This window comes from Paraburkholderia sp. 31.1, assembly GCF_014397645.1.
GTDB classification, from domain to species: Bacteria; Pseudomonadota; Gammaproteobacteria; order Burkholderiales; family Burkholderiaceae; genus Paraburkholderia; species Paraburkholderia tuberum.
The window spans coordinates 20,398-38,745 of record NZ_VZQN01000034.1 but is presented as its reverse complement, the minus strand read 5'-3'; the positions used below and the strand labels follow the sequence as shown (position 1 = coordinate 38,745).

The following is an 18,348-nucleotide window of genomic DNA, read 5'->3' as shown; positions in this document are numbered from 1 at the left end:
TTGTTTTGATACTTCGCTGTGTGCGTGATACTTCTTGCGATTCGTTCAGGCTGTCCTGACATTGGACTCGCCGCCGCTTTTGCCGTACCCGTCCGACCTGCCGTAGCCTGAACCGTATCGCGCCTTGTCGAGCGGAACATCGGTAAAGAGAGTTCCTGCCACGTTCACGCCACTACTGCGCAACCGGTTGAGCGCCTCATACAGTTCGTCCACCGGATGCCGACCGTGCCGAACGACCAGCAGCGTTGTACCGGCCTGCCGGCCGATCAGCGTTGCATCGGTGACAGCAAGCACAGGCGGCGTATCGACGACGACAGCGTCATACCGCCGCGATGCAACATCGAGTATCTCGCTCAGTCTCCGGGTCGTGAGCAAGTCCGCGGCGTTTGGCGTCTCGCCCCCGCGCGGGATCAGGTCGACGCAATTCATGACATCGCGCACGACCACGTCGTCAAACGCCGCACCTTTTAGCAACTCGGTCAAGCCGGGGCCGCCAGCCGGGTTGAAGGATCTGTGTATGTCGCCCATGCGCATGTCGGCATCGATCAGGAGCACCTTTTTCCCGCCCGTCGCCAACACGATTGCAAGATTGGCCGCGACAAACGACTTTCCTACCCCGGGACGGGAACTTGTGATCATCACGACATTGTTCCTGACTTCCGATCCGATCGATTGCAACGCTGTTCGCAAGCTTCGCACGCCTTCGACCGCGACATCCCCCGGCCATACCGCAGCAAGCACATGTATGCCCGGAGCCTTGCGGCGCATTGCCTCCTGCAAACGAATTTGCCGTTCGCTGTGCGGCACGACAGCGCAAACGGGTATTCCAAGGGCTGCCTCGATCTCGGCGCTTCGCTCGATTCCACCAGACACCGCCTTGCGAAGGAACGCGGTGACGATTCCCAGTACAAGCCCAAGCACGGCAGACAACGACAATAGTACCTGCCAGTTAGGCTTGCTCGACTTCTCGGCGGGCACCGCGAGATCGACAATGCGCACGTTGCCTACGTTGCCCGCCTTGACGACACGAAGCTGTTGCGCACTGTTCAGGAGATTCGTATAGAGGTCTGTGTCGACCTGAACGTTGCGCATCAGACGCACTGCGTTTTGCTCCTTATCCGGCAAACTGGCAACACGCTGGCTCAGCGCTTCGCGGTCTTGTTGCAATCGGGCGATCTTCGAGTCCACCGCCGTAAGTAGCGGGTAACCCTCCTTGTAATGCTGCGAGATGTCGTCGCGCTGCTGCAAGAGTCCGCGCAAGGCGGTATCGAGATCGACAACCTGTTGCAGCAACAACCGGCTTTCCACACTCAGATCGACGGTTCCATTGCTATTACGAAAGGCGTTGTACTTATCCTCGGCTTGCTGTAATTCGTCCCGCAGCTTCGGCAATTGACCCTCGAGGAAGAGAAGCGAGTGTTCGGCCTCGGACGTACGCCTTGCAAGATCCTGAGCGAGATACTGCTGAGCAACCGCATTGACGATGTCCGCAGTGCGCGCCGGGTCGGGTCCCTCCAGGGCAACACCGATCATGCCGGTTTGCGACTTTCTTTCTGAAATGACCAAAGCATCTTTCAGCGCGAGAATCGTGGCCTCTACCGAACTTGACTTCAGTGTAAATTCACCGCCGGGAGAAGCGGATAACTTATTGACGAGAAGATGCACCTTGCCGTCGCCGAAAGGCACTACCAGCTCGTGGCCGACTTCTCCTGTTCCGAGCGTTTTGCCGTCAGGTGCAATCAACTTGAAGTACGGGGCCTGTCTCGCCTTTACGATGAATTCGTGGCCGATTGCAGCATGAGGAACATCGAATTTCAATACTTCGATCGACTCGTCGCTCCAGGCGAACTGCCGCAGTCCAAACAGGGGTTTCATGCTGGCGGATCCGCTGCGGAGTCGCGCGATCCAACGGCCAATAAGTGGGAAGTACCGAGGTTGCGCCGTAGTTTGGAGATTCAGTTGCTGCACCGCCTCGCCGACCACCATGCGTGAGCGAATGAGTTCCATCTCGGCGTCTGCACTGGCTTTCACCCTCGAATCGAATATCGAGGCGAGCCGGCCCAACGCTTCGGCTTCGGGAGAGCTGGACGCGGGTGTGCCAATCTGTATGAGCGCATCGGCCCGGTACAAGGTCGGATGCATCAGGCCGTACAACGATCCCAGCGCGAGAACGCCGAGCGCAATCATGCCGATTAGACGCCAGCTCTCGCCGATTGTGCGAAGGTAATCCGAGATGGAGATCTCGTCGCCCTGCAGCGGATCATCGCGCGTGATCTGTTTCCTTGAGGCCATGGTTTCTCGGGTGGAGTGCTTTGCGCCCGCCAGCGGGATAACGCCAGGGGCAACCAGTTACGGGAGCGACGACGCGACGCATTGACCGTGCGTCCATTTAGACAGGTACTCTGCTACTACTTCAATGACTGAAATTCGAGAATGCGGAACATTCGCCGCCGCAGTCTATTTTAGATAAGCCTGCTGCTTGCGCCGTGTCGAGACCGAAATTGCCAAGATGTTGTCGGGCATGATAGGACGGTCGTTTAGAATGAAACGATCCACTGGCCAGTAGCGTGACCCTTGGTGTCGTGGGTTGGAAATTCGTTTCATTAATCGGTTTTGCTGCCAGCGGTGACGAAGTGCTGCTTGAAGAGGCGTTCAGATGCGGGGTCGGTCTAAGTCTCGAACGGTCGGTTGCCGATCATCACGACGTGGTGTGCGCCATGGACAGTAGCTCGTAGTTCCAGCGTGTTCCGCGGACTTACAGCAAAACGCAGGACATCGCTTCCCGACACGAGCGTTCCAACCGGAGCGCTCGTACTATTACGCGAAAGCTGCAGCAGATAGAGACCGGACGACGCGCTCTCTACGCGGTTCGCATCGCGTGACACCAGCACCATGACTGCATGCCCTTCTTCGTCCTTCGGGCAGGAAATCTCAGTGTCGAAACTGCCGCCATCGAAATGCATGGTGTAGAGGCCCAATCCACCGATCCGATGCCTGGCATCCTCCAATGCGCGAAGCGCTCCACTGCGTATCGTCACATCGTCGGTGAAAGTGGTGGCAGGCAGGGTGTAGCGAGGCTGCGGTTCTTTGAAAACACAGTCCGATGACTGGACGGATCCGACAGGGCCGTCAGATCGAACGACCGAAACGCCGAAAGACTGCTGGATGTTGACACCGGAAACGCAGGAGGAGACGTCGAGTTCTCCGATGAACCCCGGGACGAGGACGCCATGACCAAGGTAAGGATCGTCCCATCCGGCGCCAACGGCACCGGTTCGCTTGCGATGGTCGCGATAGCCGACGCGTTCCATATAAACGCCGTTGAAGACAGCCGATTGGCATGCATCAACCAGCACCGCTGGACGCGGCGAGTAAGCGTGCGTTATTTGCATGAAGACATTGCTATTCGACGGGCGCGCATAGCGCGCCATGACGCGTATGCAGAATCCGCAAATGCCCCGATAGGGATACGCCCTGGCCGGTGACGCGGCATTAGTCGGCGCGCTGAGTCTGCGCTCGCTGTTGATTGATTTGAAGAACGTGGCATCGAACCATTGATCGATCTTGCGCTCATCTTCGCCATAGACGCGGTCATAGATGTTACGTACGTTGATGATGGTGCACTTGTCCGCGAAGCCGCCTCGTTCGTTGTAGTCGTCGTTGCGATCGACCCATTGCCCTCCGACAAGAACAGGGACGCCCGTGCGCAGCGCCTCGATATTGCTGAACGTGCACTGTTCCAGCACAGCCGCATAGATACCCACCCCGCAGCCGATAAAGTGAAGTCTGTCAAAGATGCAGCCTGCGAGCGTCGCGGACAGGGCGCCAAAAGCCATGAAACAATCCACGCATGTCAGATTCTCGAGCCCTGCATCCATCGCCGTGTCGAATTGATCGAGCAAGCCGAAAGTGACTGGCTGCGACGCGTCCGCCATGCCGTAGCGATAGTTGCCCTTCACCACGGCGTTATGTCCATATAGTTTGACCCCCGGCCATACGCCTACGCAATAGGGCTGTCGCATGGCAGGCTCAGACGGGAGTCTCCTGCCTTTTCCCTGCTTAACCGTGCCATCGTCGTGACAAGGGATGGCCAGCGTTCCGCGCGCGGCTGCAAGGTAGAACGTGCCGTTATCAAGCACAACGCACTGAGTCCGGCCCGTCGATGCATAGAGCGATCCTGCGAATGCGACGGCGCGATTGATCGCGTCACCGTCATCCGTCGTGCCGTCACCGCGTGCACCGAACCATCGGGCATGGATGTCGCCCTCGAATACGCGCTTCCAACGCTTTCCGCTCTTCGAAACCAGCACTGTGCCACCATTGTCCCGGCTCAAGACGTCGGTAGGATCGAGCCAATAATATGCAGCATCCAAATCGCGTTCGCCCGCAGCGTGCTGGAAAACGAGCAGTCTCGTAAGCGATCCGCCGTAGTCACGCAAGCTGGCGTAGCCCTGAATCGGACCTTGCGCAAGCACAAATTCAGCGAGGTGTCGGATTTCGGTGTATGCGAGCGAAGACCTGGTGACTATCACCCTGTCGTCGGGCGACAAGTCGCTCACGGGCTGCATCGAGGTCGAACCGCTCTGCGTGTGCGACGGCTGCAGTCCCGATGCCTGCCGCTGCGCCGCTTGTGCAGATGCGCCAGACAGGCCGAAGCAGGCGGCCATGATTCTCCTCAAGGCTCCACGTCTGTTTTTGAGCGCGTCTCCCGCCAACCGCAACTTTTCCTGGAAGTCGGCCATACGTTCAGAAGGAGGGTGTGAGAGTCACGAAAGCGGACCGAGCGACGCGTGCGCAAGAATCTGCTTCCTGCAGAGGCCGATATAGACGCCATAGTCGGCGATGATGCTCGCAATGATGGACGACCAGACCACCCATTCCACTGTGCCGAACTTCAAGAGCAGACATACCTTGAGCGGAATGGATACCGCGCTAAAGATCAGCACGGCAAGCAACTGGGGGCGTAATTCGCTCATTCCATTCAGAAAGATGGTGAAAGCGTTTCCCATTGCTTCGACCACCGCCAGCATCCCCGCCGCGCACAGCAATGGGAAAGGTACAGCCAGGTGATTGCCCGTCCAAACCTTCAGAAGCCAGGGGGAAGCTGCCAGAATCAGCGCGCTTGTCAGCACCGCGATGCCGCCCGTGACGCCCATGGACACCTTCAGCGTGTGCCTGATGAACATCTTCTCACCGCGCGAGTGTGCGTCGGCATAGAGACCCCAGAGCGGCCCCGACAGCATGGCCATCCCGACTGTGATCGCCTGGAACAACCGCTGCGCAACGGCCAGTCTCGCCACTTCCTTCGCGCCGAGAATGTTTGAAACGATCAGGGGATCGCATGCGCTGCCGCATATCATGCCAAGTTGAAGAATAAGGAACATGCCGCTCGTCCGCAGTAGCAGCCTCGAGTCTTGCCACCCCGTTTCCAGCCATATGCCGCGATGAACGCGAAAAATCCGCTCCCGGCGAAGACGCCAAACGAGAATCAACGTCGTGCCGACCTGCATGCCATAGGTAGAAAGCACGAGATACGGCAACGGTGCGCGATAGCGGTTGCAGAGATAAAGAAGCGGTAGCGAGAAAAAGTATCCGATCGCAGCAGCGATATGTGGCTCCCATGCTCGCTGAAGACCATAAAAAACCTTTCTCACGCCGCTTAGTGGGATGTTCACGCAAAACAGCGTGACGAAAACCACGGTTGACTCCACCGCTTCTCTTGTGACGTCTGCCGATTCGATCTTGAGCAGCCTTTGGAAGTCCAGCAACCTCACGGCACCAACGAGCACAGCCCCAGCGGCTGCGCCGATCACCACGAGCAGCAGTACGCCGCGAGTCGCAATCGTTTGCAGTTTCTCTTGATCACCGCTCGTTTTCGCGTCCGCAACCAGGTTGACGAGGCCATTCGCCACGCCAAGGTCAAGCACCGACAACATCACTGCGAGGCTTGATATTGTCATCCAGATGCCAAAGCGCTCTTGCCCGAGATACGGAAGCGTCAAAGAGACCGAGAGCAGCACTACCGCAAAGCCCATCGCGGCACTCACCGCATTGCATGCAGCGGAACGCGCGGCGCGCACATAGCGATCCCTGTCGCGCCCTTCCGAGGCTCCGATACCAAACGGCAAGCGACGAAAACAGAGCCGCAGGATGGAGACCGGTGCGCGCACGAAAAAATTATCTGCAAGCGGCATTGGAGCGTGTGATCCTCTGACGCTGCTCTTCCGCGAATGAGATGTCCCGGAAGGGGCAGCAACGGTTGAGCGTAAAATCGCGCTGACGAACTCAACTTCCTGCGACAGCCATCCTGCACGCGTGTGTTAAAGCAGAAATGCTTACGCGACCTGCTTGCTCATCAACGCGATATAGTTCTGCGCGACTCTGGAGATATGAAACCGATTGTTGAAACACCGCTTTGCCGAACATTGCATCGCAACCTTCTCGTCGTCCGGCAGCATTGCCCATTGCGTCAGAAGGCGGGTGATACCCTCTCGCGTGTCGTCGTCCACGAACCCGGCTCCATCGGCAATGACCTCCTGCCAGATTCCGACCTTGTCGGTCAAGAGCACCGGCACGCCGCACGCTAGTGCTTCGGCCACCACCACGCCGAAGTTTTCCTGATGCGAGGGCAAAACCATGACGTCGGCAGCGCGCAGCAGGGACCACTTGTGCGCCCCCGTTACCATGCCAGGCCAGCTGACACGATCCGCGATGCCGAGCCGCACGGCCTCGCGACGCAATCTCGCCCCGAGTCCATGATCATCGGGGCCTGCGACGACGAGGCGATAGTCGGTGCTCAAGTTCTGGAGATCGCGAAACGACTGGATTAGCAAGTCGCAGCCCTTCTTCTCGTGAATTCGCCCGAGAAAGAGGATAATCTTGCCCGGCGTCGCTAGCGAATGCCGCTGCGCAACGTCCAAGTTTTCCGTCGAAGGTGGCGGTGCCGTGCCAATCATCATCATCAGCTCCTTCGCCCTGTACAGCGGAAACGCCAGGCGCGCCAGTTCGCGCTCACTGTCGGTGGTGAAGAGAACCCCCTTCGCATTGCTGATGACATGACGCTCCACAAATATCCAATAGACTAGCTTCTTGGCATGTTTCAACGGGCGGCCGATGTTGAACCATGGATCGAGCATGCCGTGCGGCATCACGAAATATGGGATCTTTTTCGGAAGAAGCGAAAGAACGGCCGCCGCGCTGTGGAACTGCCATATGCCGTCTACGATAATTGCATCGTACTTGTTCGCATGCTGTGTCAGCCACCCAACAAGCCTGAAGTTGAGCGCGTATTTGCCAGCGTGGTGGCCTAGCCTGACAACCAGATCGAAAGCATTGTCGTCCGATTTGTCAGCATCAATAGATGAGTCAAGACAGACAATGTCGGTAGTGTGTCCGGAAAGCCGGAGCTCCGTCGCGAGCCGTTTGAGCGCCTCAGCAGGACCACCATATCTTCGCTCGATTGACGAGATAATGTGAAGGGTTCTCAAGGCGGGATCTCCGGCTCAAACTGACATTCATCATAACGCGCATGCGCGGTTCAACTCTTCAATTCTTCGCTTAACGTAGGGCGATCGACTTGCGTTCTCGCCGCCCTCATCTTCTCCCTGACTTTCAGAACGATGAAGTACTCATAGACCGACTGCAGCGTCGCATACACCAAGCCCGGGTGTCCGTCGAGGAAGCCTCGACGAACCAAGTAAAGTAGAACGAACTTGATCACCGGGCGGCATGGAAGTTGGTAGAACAGGCGCTTTTGATGATAGCGGCGAGTCTGGAAATCGGCCGCAAACAGCGCCTTGGAAAGGCTGAACTTGTTGCCGTTCGCCTTATTGCGAAGGAACTGATCTGCTTCCAGCGAACTGTAGGCGTTATGCCGTGAAAGCCAGTGCGATAGCCCCTTGCTGAAAGGGAAGTGATCGAGATAGCCGTCGAGCCGGCCAGTCTTGCCATCCACCACGGTGACGGGATTGACGAGCCGTTCATAGTGGATATGCTGGGGCCTGAAAAGCCGAACGAAGTACGGTGAAGCCTGCACGTGCCTGAGCCATCTGTCATCGAAGAAATCGCGGCGTCTAATCTGAAACGCCACCGCATCGCCGGCGTTCGAGACCGCCGTTTCAATCTCCGGTACGAGCAATGGGGGAACGCGCTCGTCGGCATCCAGATACAGCACCCATTCGTGCTTGAATGGGATGTTTTTCAATCCCCAGTTCTGGTGAGTGGACCAGTCGTCGAATGGTCTGGAGATCACGTTCGCGCATACCGAGCGAGCGTACGCGACGGTCCCGTCTGTGCTGAGCGAATCAAATACGTGGATGTCGTCGGACCACCCGATGACGGTCTCAAGACAACCAGGCAAATCCTGTTCTTCATTCTTCGTCAGCACTAGTACAGACACTTTGCTCATTGGGCTCTCCATGCTTGACTCTAAGAGAAATCTTCCGTGCTGGCATGCCGGCATACACAGTCCACTCATCCAGCAGACTCCGCGTTACCACTGATCGCGCGCCTACAACCGCTCCCGGCGCGATATGAATGCCAGGGCAAACGAAGACTTCAGAGCACACCCACGCGTCCGATCCGACAATAATCGGCTTTGCCGTTAGCTGAAACGTCGGATGGTTGTAGTCGTGACTTCCTGTACAGAGCTGCGCGCCCTGCGATATCGTGCAACGCTCACCTAACGTGATGCGTTCGATGGAATACAAGTTCACTCCATTGGCAACGCCTGTAAAGTCGCCGATCGAAAGATTCCATGGCGCCCAGATGCGCACACGCGGATAGACGTGAACACCTGCGCCTATAGTGGCCCCGAATAGTCGCAGAATCCAGCGACGCCACGCATGAAAGACACGCGGCGTCGGCGCGAAGAAGACGATATAGATGACGCCCCAAAGAACCCTCAGAAATCTGTTCGACAACGAAAATGAAGGTCCCTGTCTCGAATTCACGCCTTTCAGGATTATGCTCGGACGAACGCCTTCCCGGTTGATTGCATCTTTAGGCATAGACTCCTCTCTCAACGGACCATCGTAGCGTCCACACGGCTCAATACCCGCGGTTGGCGGAAAGCATCAAGCTTTTGGCGGGGTGCTGCCGGCAGCGTGCTGATTGACACATCGCATCCCCAGCAGCAGGAGCATCATAGTCGGATTCGCCCCACCTCCCGTCGGCAAGACTGATGTGGCAAGCAGCTGGACATTCGCGACACCGAAGAGGTTGAGGTTTTTGTCCACCACGCCATCGGCGGGGCAAGCACCCATGCGAGTCGAACCTGTGGGATGGAAAATGCCTTCTGCGTTATCGATGTTGGCCCAGATTTGCTGTGGCTCGATCGATTTCCATACGCCAAGCGAGGCGAATTTGCTCGTTCTCCAAGTTCTTTTAAATAGTTCCGATGTCTCGATTACGTTTTCTTTGTCTTCCGCGGACAACCTCCAGTTGATCTCAGCGAGTGGCAAGCCGAAGCGGTCGCAGCACGTATCGCTGAGAGTGATACGATTGTTGGGAGATGGAAGCTGCTCAACCACCGCATGGACAATCAGGCGCGAGTGGGCGGGAAACAGTAGACGTTTGTTCACGAGCCTCCACCACATGGCGCGCGCAAGCCAGGGGGTATTCGCAATCAAATCGAACATTACTCGTGGCGGCGGTGACTTACGACGCTGTACATTCCGGAATATCTCCCGTAGCACATCAAAGCCACCGGGTTTCTCAACCTCGAACCCGATGTGGCAGAAACCTGGCGGCAGATGCCGCCGCGCCTCCGCTTGTGGCGCTAGCTCGAAACGAATATTGCGCATTGAACCGGCGGCGCCGAATCGAAAGCCGACGATCTTATTTAGCAAAGCGCTTTCGGAGGCGACGATTTCCGCTACTTCTGCGGAAATATGATCCGTGAAGTTATGACCGAGCGCAGACGTAAGGGCGGAGACGGCTCCATTGTTCTGACGGTCGATTAGCAATGCCAGACGGGTTGTTTCGATTGCGCCAGCGGCGACGATGAGCTTCCTCCCCGAAATAGCTAGCCTGTCACCATTTGGCGATACCGCTTCCAGTCGGACGCCTTCAGTCTGAGTTTTGATGTTGACGACATGGGCATTCAACCAGACCTGAAGGTTGGCTGCCGCAGCGACGTCAGCGTCCAACAACGCCGCTACATTGCGCTTCCGGAATTCTGGCCACTTGGCGAGACGATTGACATGGGTCCCACCGAGTTCGAACGGAAAGGAGACGTCGGAATACGGGCCCGGCTCCAGGGAGAATAGCCGCTCGACGTCACCGATGAAAGGGGTTAGTTCATCGAGTGAGATCGGCCAGTGGGCATTGCAGAGATCAGAGTTTTGGAAGGGAATGAGGGCACCGCCCCATCGCATCGAGGTACCGCCCAGGCATCGGAAGCGTCCGTGCGAGGCGCCCTTGTAGAACATCCCCTGCTGGACGACTTCATTGAGCGGATGCGTGTCCTCTTCCTGGCGCAATCCGCCGGTTTCCAGGCAGATGACGGTTGCGCCTGTCTTCCGCGCCAGTAGTACGCTGATCGGTAGGCCGACGGTTCCCGCGCCGATGACTATGAAATCGGCTGCCCGCGAAATCGCGCCCTGCCCGCCCAGGTCATTGAGCATCGGCCGTTTCCTCCACGAGCCGGGCATATTGCTGCAGCCTGGCCAACTGCTTCGTGCTCACGATGATTGCGCCATTGGTATTGCGAAGTAGTGCCCGACGCAGAACCTCTGTCACGGACAGCGGCGCCCCCTCCTTGCGGGACGCGGAGACATAACCATAAGTGATCTGGAAGGGCTTGCGGTAGCAGGTCAGTACGTCAGCCTCGCGACCGGTGAGACTGTCGTGGACCTGAATGAAACGGGTCAGTTCGGAGCCGGCAGCGAGGAACGGTTCGACCTTATCCGTAGTTAGCGCGAGGCCGAAAGTACGGACCGTTCCGTCGCGTAGGAGACTCTCGAGCCATTTTAACCATTCATCAGTATTGAGCAGGGAAAGTTCAGGCTCGTGCAGCGCGTAGATGTCGATAGAGTCACGCTTCAGACGACGCAAACTGCCCTCGAGTGTTCTCTTCGCTCGGGCGACTGAGAAATCCACCGTTGGACCCGAGATGGTCTTTATAAAGCGCCCTGTCGCCTTGCGAACAAAAACAGCGGCCCCGCTTTGCTCCTCGCCGCCGGGCGAATAGATACCGACTTTGGTGGTGACAGTGACCTCCGGTCGTGCTTTGAGAACGTGGCCAAGATCGCGCTCGGCCAAGCCAAAGCCATAGTAGGGGGCCGTGTCGAAATGGGTGAACCCGGCGTCCACCGCAGAGAATAATAGTCGTCGCCTTGCTTTTTCGGAGCCACTGTTGAAAAGACTGGCGGTGCCGAATATGAATCTCGAAAGTACGATGGGAGTCCCGGTCAACTGAACGCTTTGCACGATTAGCTCCCGCTAAATGCTCGTCAAGCCCGCGCCTTGAATTGAATGACGAGAATGTTCTACCCACGATCAGCGTTACCGCGGCGATAAGACGTCAGTTCCTTAGTAAGGTCTGTGCGTAGTCCGCCAGATTAACCGTGTCAGTATCCATGGCATGGTTGTACGAGCTCTCCGTCAAATCCGCTGTATACCGAGCACTGGATGGGTTAGCACAGCGTGTTCACGCGATCGCATGTAGCGAACTTGAATCTTGTCGACGTAAAAGGAATATAAGCGCCGCGCCCTGATGCCCCCGGTCAAGACGGAAATCGGCAAGAAGTTGTCGGCTTTCGCCCACCGCGAGTGGCAAGAGACCGGCACCAGGCCTCCTGCGCCCACACGACTTGCGATCATATGTCCTCGTTGGCGAAGCCCATCTAGGCGAGGCACGACAAGCATTTGTCCGACCGGGCAATTTGATATCTGCGATCTTCGAATCAAAAGGCGAACGCGCAGCTTTGACACAACGCGAATACGAATGCGACTGCGAGCAAGCCACGGAACGATAGCCTCCATCAGAGTCCGAACGCATGGGTCGTACGTTCCCGTGCCCAACGCAGACTTGATCTTCTTTTTCCCAAGATGTGGATTACTCAATGAAAGTGCTGATAATCTCGCTCAACTATGCCCCAGAGGTGACAGGGGTGGGAAAGTACTCCGCGGAGCTTGCGGAGTGGCTCGCATTACAGGGACACACGATACGCGTGATAACCGCGTCTCCATACTATCCTGAGTGGCGCATCAAGGCTGGCTATAACGCGTTGACGTACTCGACTGAGCAAATCAACAACGTTTCCGTCATACGCGTTCCCTTCTGGTGCCCCAAGCGCCCGTCGGGTCTGAAGCGCGTGCTACATCTGATGAGCTTCGCGGTCTTCGCGAGTCCGGCCGCTCTGTGGCAGATCGCGTGGCGTCCGCACGCCGTGTGGCTCGTAGAGCCACCTTTGTTCGCGTCTCCCGTCGCGTTGTTCGCCGCCCGCGTCGCCAGCGCCTCATGTTGGCTTCATGTACAGGACTACGAAGTCGACGCAGCGTTTCGACTGGGCATACTGAAAGGCCATGTCGCAAGAAAGCTGGCTTTGCGCGTGGAAAGATGGTTGATGTCACGCGCCGACGTCGTCTCGACACCCTCCGCAGCGATGACACGGCTCGCCGTGCAGAAGGGGGTCTCCTCGGAAAAAGCTTTCACCTTTCCCAACTGGGTCGATACTCAACACGCGCATCCAAACAGCACGGACAACCCCTATCGCGCGCAGCTCACCATCGGCCACGGAGCGCTGGTCGTCCTCTACTCAGGCAATCTCGGACTGAAGCAAGGTCTGGAAATCATTGTCGACGCTGCAAAGCTTCTCACGTGGCGCGCGGACATCATGTTCCTGATCTGTGGCGCTGGACCAGCAAAAGATGTCCTGCTCGAAAAGGCCCGTGACGTACCGAACGTCAAGTTTCTCGGGCTGCAACCTAAAGAGCGGTTCAATGAATTGCTATCGGCTGCGGACATACACGTCCTTCCACAGCTTGCGGGCGCCGCGGATCTCGTCATGCCTTCGAAGCTTGGCCCAATGCTGTCGAGCAGCCGACCGGTAATTGCGACTGCGAATGAAGGTACCGAGTTATGGAGCGTCATCAACTCGGTCGGCGTCGCAGTCGAGCCCGGCTCTTTCACGGCATTGTCACACGCCATCCTTCGTCTCGCCGACGACCCGTCGCTTCGTGAGCGCCTTGGCACCCTCGGACGGCAATACGCCGCATCCAATTTCTCGAAAGAAACGATTCTCCTCCAGTTTGAGGCACGGCTTCGCAGCTCAGTTCTCGGCAAACGAGACCTCGGAGACCGCGCGACGACGTAGGCCCACTTAACAGTCTTCGGATCCGGTGCTAGCGCAAATGAGCGAGATCCAGCTTGCTTCGTGGACCTCACAAGGTATCCTAAGGAGGCAGGGATGAATTCAGAATGGCTTAGTGCTGACCTTCCCGTAGACTGGACGGATGAGGAGTCGGAGTTCTTTATGCGTGCAGTGGAGGCGATCGCACTGGCCTACAAAGAACAGACCATCACGCTTGAAGAGGCCGGAGACCGGATTTGTATCGTTGCGGTCACGAGACTCGGTGAAGCCATGGGCATGGATGATTCAATCGGATGTATTAGCCGGGACTAGATCTGAAGCAGCCGGGACTAGATCTGAAGCGGCTTCGCCTTGCAGCGCTTTTCGTCCACCAAGACGTCAACACCAGGACTTTTGCAGACCTTCCCTACTAACTCACCAAGGTATGCGGCCAGTTTAACGCGCCGTAGTTTCATTAAGTCAAAACTTAGCCCTGTCCGGCCGATAAAGGTTGAAAGTAATTGGTGCGATTTTTTTTCACGCGGTAAGTTATGGCGTGTAACGATATTTACGTGGCACAACTGCTTATTATCTCGCCAGTTTATTTTCAAAGTCTACTATATGAAGAATGCGCTTGAACCAGGAATACCGATATATGGGAACCTCGCTGGTTCTCATTGCTTGTTATTACTATTTTCTTTCTGATTACCGGGGTTACTGCCCATATTGCAGTGACGCCTCCGCTATTTTGAAGCGGACACCTTGCATCTCGACATTGAGGCAAGGCCGCTGCATTTTCCGCTGGCAGTCGTTTTTATCGCGCGCCGCGACCTGGATGCCGGGCTTGCATCACCGCCCTTCGGCAACGTATTTTTCTCGCCTGAAACCTTGTCGACTAAAAACGGCAAGGATAAATCTGAAAACGAGAGAATCGAAGTCCGACACCACATGGAAATCCTGGCTTTTTTCCGTGTGACGAATAGAAACCTGCCGAACTGGAGGCCGCATGACGCCAATCTTATCTGACGCGCTAGCACCGCTTGATTGTCCGAGACAGGACATTCGGTCTGTTCAGTGTTCGACAATCGTGAAGCACGTGGCGATTATTTTGTATGACGGATTTTCGTTGCTGGACGCCGGCACGCTCGCCGAAGCTCTGCATGTCGCTAATGAATTACAATCGCAAAGTTCGAATCATTCCGTGACATATCGCGTGAACCTCATCTCGGCTGGCGGTGGAGCGGTTGCGTGCTCGTCATCGATGATGGTTTGGACAGAGCATTTTTCCACGCGCGATTTCGATCGTCTCGACAACCTCTTCGTTCCCAGCGGAAGTGGTGTCGCGCACGCCTCCGTCGACGACAACCTCATTGATCTGTTGCGACTGGTTTGTGCAAGAGGCGTCCGTGTCACCGCGATCGGGAATGGGCACATGGTTTTGTCGGCTGCCGGCGTGGCGCGGCGCGATTGGCCTTCGATGAAGCATGATATCCGTCTCCGATCGTTATCCGCGAGCGCTGCGGAGCATGATCGCGATCAGGCTTTGGTGACCTCGCTCGCACTGCTCAAGATGGATCTGGGAGCGGAGTTGGCCGCGCGCGTGGCGGACCGTCTCGGCTCGGATGGCGGGCGTACATTGGCCCCCGCGTTCGAAGAGATGGATGGAAAGACGCTCGCCGAGAAAGCACGTGCGTCGGCGCGTTGGATCGTCCAGAATTGCGCGAAGCCCATATCGGTGGGCGATGCGGCGCGCACGTCTTCGATGAGTGAGCGCAATTTCCTGCGTCTGTTCAAACGGGAGCTCGGTGTTACGCCTTCAAAGTACCTTCTTGGTGCGCGGCTCGATCTTACGTGCAAGCTGCTCGCCAACAGCGATCTTCCGGTGGACAAGATCGCTCGTAGAACCGGTCTTAGCAACGGAGAGAGACTGTCGAAGCTTTTCCGTAAAGAGCTCTCGATGTCGCCTACTGAGTTCCGGGCGCAGAGTCGACGAAAGAGTTGACGTACGAACAGCAATCCAGATGCGCAAGTGGGGAGTCACGTCAAGCGCACCGGTGAACCGCCCCGGGAATCGTGAAGGCTGGTTGGTTTAAGTTAATGCGAGTTCGGCGACCGTTGTTTCAAGTTGCCGATAGTAGTTTGTATATGAACGTCTCCCGTTTGAGCAAGCTCTCTTGTGCGTAGACGGACAGGATGGGTTGCAGCTGTATATTCGGCCTTGCTGCAGCTGGTTCTTCCGCTGCGGGCCACTATGGAATCCGCTGACCCGCACCTCATTTTTCTCACGAGTTCGGAGCTCTTGGAGCCATTCAGGTTTAGCGAATCACGGTCCGACCTGTGTTGCCATCACTCTCGATTGCCAACGCAACCTTCGACGCTCCACTTCAACAGAGTCAATTTCTTACGAGACGTTTCCCACTTCCGCTGGATGTATGCTCACGTATCCCTTCTGGTACGGACGATCATTGGCTAGTACCGCCCAGATCGTGCGCGCCATTCTGTTTGCCAGTGCGACAATCACCACGTTCGGATGCCGCCGCTTTTTCATCTGCTCGACCCACGCGCCTGGTTCTTTCGCATTTATCAACACACTGCGTGCACCGTGGATTAGCAGCGTTCGCAAATATGTGTCGCCGCGCTTACTTATGCCGTGAAAGTTTAGCTTGCCACCCGAACCGGTCTGCTTCGGCACCGACGCCCGTCCTTTAGCCGTAACTTCGCCGTACTCGGTTAGCCGTCCGCGCAAGCCGTTGATTTGCATGGTCCGGAACTTCACAAGTTGCTCGCGCATGCGATGCAGCGCCAGCATTGCCTGCTGCATTCGATACCTATCGCCCCATTCGCAGTAGTGTTTTCAAGCATATCGTTAAATTCCGATATATGATTCGTTCTGTAGCGATGCATGTCGCGCACGCCATGCGGCGTGCCGGTTGCCGAATCACCTGAAAACCATCCACATGACGCCCGATTTCGACGCGATCCACAAAGCGCTGGCCAACCCGGTCCGCCGGGAGATTCTCGGCTGGCTGCGCGAGCCGCACGCGCATTTTGCCGATCAGGAGTTGCCGCTCGACCACGGCGTGTGCGCGGGCAAGATCGACTCGCGCTGTGGTCTGTCGCAGTCCACCGTGTCGGCGCACCTGGCCGCGTTGCAGCGCGCGGGGCTCGTCACGTCGAAACGGGTTGGTCAATGGGTGTTTTTCAAACGCAACGAGCCCGTCATTCAGGCGTTCCTCGAATACATGAACACGAAGCTCTGAGCGCCGCATTCGCATCGCCGCGCTTCCTTTTTCACGCAGTTTTTTGAGGCTCGGGCCTTGCCCGCCGCCAAAGGTGAACTCTTATGCCGACTCTTTTCGATCCGCTGCAAATTGGCGATATCACGCTGCCGAACCGCATCATCATGGCGCCGCTCACGCGTCAGCGCGCCGAGGAAATCCGCGTGCCGAACGCGTTGATGGCGCGCTACTACGCCGAGCGCGCGAGCGCCGGTCTGATCCTCAGCGAAGCGACATCGGTCACGCCGCAAGGCGTCGGCTACGCCGAAACGCCGGGCATCTGGTCGCAGGAGCAGGTCGAAGGCTGGAAGCTCGTCACGCAGGCCGTGCACGACGCGGGCGGCAAGATCTTCCTGCAACTGTGGCACGTCGGCCGTATTTCGGATCCGGTGTTCCTGAACGGCGAGCTGCCGGTCGCGCCGAGCGCGATCGCGGCGGGTGGTCACGTGAGCCTCGTGCGTCCCGAGCGTCCGTTCGTGACGCCGCGCGCGCTCGAGCTCGATGAAATCGCCGGTGTCGTCGAAGCGTTCCGCAAGGGCGCGGAAAACGCCAAGGCCGCGGGCTTCGATGGCGTCGAAGTGCACGGCGCGAACGGCTATCTGCTCGACCAGTTCCTGCAGGACAGCACCAACAAGCGTACCGATGCCTACGGCGGCCCGATCGAAAACCGCGCGCGTCTGCTGCTCGAAGTCACCGACGCGTGCATCAGCGTGTGGGGCGCAAACCGCGTCGGCGTGCATCTCGCGCCGCGCCGCGACGCGCACACGATGGGCGATTCCGATCCGGCCGCAACGTTCGGCTATGTCGCGCGCGAACTCGGCAAGCGCAAGATCGCGTTTATCGCGGCACGTGAAGCGCTCGGCCACGACCGCCTCGGCCCGCAGTTGAAGGAAGCGTTCGGCGGCCCGTATATCGCGAACGAGAAGTTCACCAGGGAAAGCGCGCAGCAGGTGCTCGACTCCGGTGAAGCGGATGCGGTGGCCTGGGGTCAGCTGTTCATCGCGAATCCGGATCTGGTGCGCCGCTTCGCTGAAGATGCGCCGCTGAACAAGCCGGTCCCGGCGACGTACTATGCGCGCGGCGAAGTCGGCTACACCGATTATCCGGCGCTCGAAACGGTGTAATCGGTAGCGACAGCGGGCTCATGTCCGCTGTATGAAATGACAAAGCGGCGGGCGTGACTGAATTCCAGTCACGCCCGCCGCTTTTTGTGCGCTAGACAAGCTCGCGCCGCATAAACACCCGTTTCGATTCATCGAGTCCGCGCGCGATATGCGCGTCGCGCCGCGCGAGCAACGCCGCGTCGAGCTCCGACGTGTCGAGATCGCGAAACCCGAGCCGCCGGTAATACGGCGCATTCCACGGCACGTCGCGATAGGTCGACAGCACCAGTTGTGTCAATTGTCGCGCGCGCGCGATTCGCGCGACCTCTTCGATCAATGCCGCGCCGATGCGCCTGCCCGCGTGCGAGCTCAGCACATCGAGCTCCTGAACGTAGATGCGCGTCGGCTGCGGCTCGAACATCACGAAGCCCGCGCAGATCGTCTGCTGGTCGAGCGCGACGATGATCTCGCGCGCCTCGATCTTGCGCTCGACGACCTCGCGCGCCATAGGCGGCGCGTCGGCAATCCCGGTCATGCCGACGCTGACGAAACGCTGGCCCGCTTCGAATTCGATGGCACGAATCGTTTCGGCTTCGTGCAAAGAGGCAAAACGGAAAGTGATGGCGGAATCGTGCGACATGGCGTTGCGTCCGATGAAGACCGCCCGAGTTT

The 18,348-nt window shown here is 57.7% G+C and carries 15 protein-coding genes and 1 pseudogene; 6 read left to right on the top strand and 10 right to left on the bottom strand.

All coding sequences use genetic code 11. The features are described 5' to 3' along the window. Window positions 1–45: 45 nt before the first annotated feature. The 8 genes from F6X37_RS24705 to F6X37_RS24670 form a co-directional block, all read right to left on the bottom strand. The gene (locus F6X37_RS24705; protein WP_187613109.1) at window positions 46–2,292 is read right to left on the bottom strand and encodes a polysaccharide biosynthesis tyrosine autokinase; all 2,247 of its coding nucleotides are present in this window, start codon (window positions 2,290–2,292) and stop codon (window positions 46–48) included. 377 nt (window positions 2,293–2,669) lie between these two features. Further along, the gene (locus F6X37_RS24700) at window positions 2,670–4,667 is read right to left on the bottom strand and encodes a hypothetical protein (protein WP_187613108.1); all 1,998 of its coding nucleotides are present in this window, start codon (window positions 4,665–4,667) and stop codon (window positions 2,670–2,672) included. Window positions 4,668–4,766: 99 nt separating this feature from the next. After that, window positions 4,767–6,194, bottom strand: coding sequence for a lipopolysaccharide biosynthesis protein (locus tag F6X37_RS24695; RefSeq protein ID WP_187613107.1), 1,428 nt, complete (start codon window positions 6,192–6,194; stop codon window positions 4,767–4,769). A gap of 141 nt (window positions 6,195–6,335) precedes the next feature. Continuing rightward, window positions 6,336–7,487 (bottom strand): glycosyltransferase, encoded by a 1,152-nt coding sequence (locus tag F6X37_RS24690; RefSeq protein ID WP_187613106.1) that lies wholly within the window; start codon window positions 7,485–7,487, stop codon window positions 6,336–6,338. 50 nt (window positions 7,488–7,537) lie between these two features. Beyond that, on the bottom strand, window positions 7,538–8,407 hold the full coding sequence (locus F6X37_RS24685) for a glycosyltransferase family 2 protein (protein ID WP_187613105.1): 870 nt from the start codon (window positions 8,405–8,407) through the stop codon (window positions 7,538–7,540). Then, window positions 8,370–9,008, bottom strand: coding sequence for a putative colanic acid biosynthesis acetyltransferase (locus F6X37_RS24680; RefSeq protein ID WP_222944926.1), 639 nt, complete (start codon window positions 9,006–9,008; stop codon window positions 8,370–8,372). Before F6X37_RS24680 ends, F6X37_RS24685 begins: the two co-directional genes overlap by 38 nt. A gap of 66 nt (window positions 9,009–9,074) precedes the next feature. Then, the gene (locus F6X37_RS24675) at window positions 9,075–10,625 is read right to left on the bottom strand and encodes a GMC oxidoreductase (RefSeq protein WP_187613104.1); all 1,551 of its coding nucleotides are present in this window, start codon (window positions 10,623–10,625) and stop codon (window positions 9,075–9,077) included. Then, window positions 10,615–11,430, bottom strand: coding sequence for an aldo/keto reductase (locus F6X37_RS24670; RefSeq protein ID WP_187613103.1), 816 nt, complete (start codon window positions 11,428–11,430; stop codon window positions 10,615–10,617). Before F6X37_RS24670 ends, F6X37_RS24675 begins: the two co-directional genes overlap by 11 nt. A 635-nt stretch (window positions 11,431–12,065) precedes the next feature. On the opposite strand from F6X37_RS24670, the gene F6X37_RS24665 reads away from it, so the two are divergent. The 4 genes from F6X37_RS24665 (at window position 12,066) to F6X37_RS24650 (ending at window position 15,297) form a co-directional block, all read left to right on the top strand. Continuing rightward, the gene (locus tag F6X37_RS24665; RefSeq protein ID WP_090806297.1) at window positions 12,066–13,319 is read left to right on the top strand and encodes a glycosyltransferase WbuB; all 1,254 of its coding nucleotides are present in this window, start codon (window positions 12,066–12,068) and stop codon (window positions 13,317–13,319) included. 93 nt (window positions 13,320–13,412) lie between these two features. Beyond that, on the top strand, window positions 13,413–13,628 hold the full coding sequence (locus F6X37_RS24660) for a hypothetical protein (protein WP_187613102.1): 216 nt from the start codon (window positions 13,413–13,415) through the stop codon (window positions 13,626–13,628). Between the two features lie 429 nt (window positions 13,629–14,057). Next, entirely contained in the window at window positions 14,058–14,321 is a 264-nt protein-coding gene (locus F6X37_RS24655) for a hypothetical protein (RefSeq protein ID WP_187613101.1), read from the top strand. 70 nt (window positions 14,322–14,391) lie between these two features. After that, a complete protein-coding gene (locus F6X37_RS24650; RefSeq protein ID WP_316251996.1) occupies window positions 14,392–15,297 on the top strand; it encodes a GlxA family transcriptional regulator in 906 nt (301 codons plus the stop codon). A 399-nt stretch (window positions 15,298–15,696) separates the two neighbouring features. Here the strand turns inward: F6X37_RS24650 and F6X37_RS24645 are convergent. Continuing rightward, window positions 15,697–16,116: pseudogene (locus tag F6X37_RS24645) on the bottom strand (transposase); the annotation flags it as partial. Window positions 16,117–16,252: 136 nt separating this feature from the next. Here F6X37_RS24645 and F6X37_RS24640 point away from each other — a divergent pair. Both F6X37_RS24640 and F6X37_RS24635 read left to right on the top strand, forming a co-directional pair. After that, window positions 16,253–16,555 (top strand): ArsR/SmtB family transcription factor, encoded by a 303-nt coding sequence (locus F6X37_RS24640; protein WP_018424976.1) that lies wholly within the window; start codon window positions 16,253–16,255, stop codon window positions 16,553–16,555. Between the two features lie 83 nt (window positions 16,556–16,638). Then, a complete protein-coding gene (locus F6X37_RS24635; RefSeq protein ID WP_187613099.1) occupies window positions 16,639–17,697 on the top strand; it encodes an alkene reductase in 1,059 nt (352 codons plus the stop codon). Between the two features lie 91 nt (window positions 17,698–17,788). Here F6X37_RS24635 and F6X37_RS24630 read toward each other — a convergent pair whose 3' ends face one another. Further along, window positions 17,789–18,316: a GNAT family N-acetyltransferase gene (locus F6X37_RS24630; protein ID WP_187613098.1), complete on the bottom strand. Its 528-nt coding sequence runs from the start codon at window positions 18,314–18,316 to the stop codon at window positions 17,789–17,791. Between the last annotated feature and the right edge of the window lie 32 nt (window positions 18,317–18,348).

Bases quoted from the DNA above. Each gene is read 5' to 3' on its own strand.
- F6X37_RS24705 (WP_187613109.1), bottom strand. From the start codon at position 2,292: ATGGCCTCAAGGAAACAGATCACGCGCGATGATCCGCTGCAGGGCGAC.
- F6X37_RS24700 (WP_187613108.1), bottom strand. From the start codon at position 4,667: ATGGCCGCCTGCTTCGGCCTGTCTGGCGCATCTGCACAAGCGGCGCAG.
- F6X37_RS24695 (WP_187613107.1), bottom strand. From the start codon at position 6,194: ATGCCGCTTGCAGATAATTTTTTCGTGCGCGCACCGGTCTCCATCCTG.
- F6X37_RS24685 (WP_187613105.1), bottom strand. From the start codon at position 8,407: ATGAGCAAAGTGTCTGTACTAGTGCTGACGAAGAATGAAGAACAGGAT.
- F6X37_RS24680 (WP_222944926.1), bottom strand. From the start codon at position 9,008: ATGCCTAAAGATGCAATCAACCGGGAAGGCGTTCGTCCGAGCATAATC.
- F6X37_RS24675 (WP_187613104.1), bottom strand. From the start codon at position 10,625: ATGCTCAATGACCTGGGCGGGCAGGGCGCGATTTCGCGGGCAGCCGAT.
- F6X37_RS24665 (WP_090806297.1), top strand. From the start codon at position 12,066: ATGAAAGTGCTGATAATCTCGCTCAACTATGCCCCAGAGGTGACAGGG.
- F6X37_RS24660 (WP_187613102.1), top strand. From the start codon at position 13,413: ATGAATTCAGAATGGCTTAGTGCTGACCTTCCCGTAGACTGGACGGAT.
- F6X37_RS24640 (WP_018424976.1), top strand. From the start codon at position 16,253: ATGACGCCCGATTTCGACGCGATCCACAAAGCGCTGGCCAACCCGGTC.
- F6X37_RS24635 (WP_187613099.1), top strand. From the start codon at position 16,639: ATGCCGACTCTTTTCGATCCGCTGCAAATTGGCGATATCACGCTGCCG.
- F6X37_RS24630 (WP_187613098.1), bottom strand. From the start codon at position 18,316: ATGTCGCACGATTCCGCCATCACTTTCCGTTTTGCCTCTTTGCACGAA.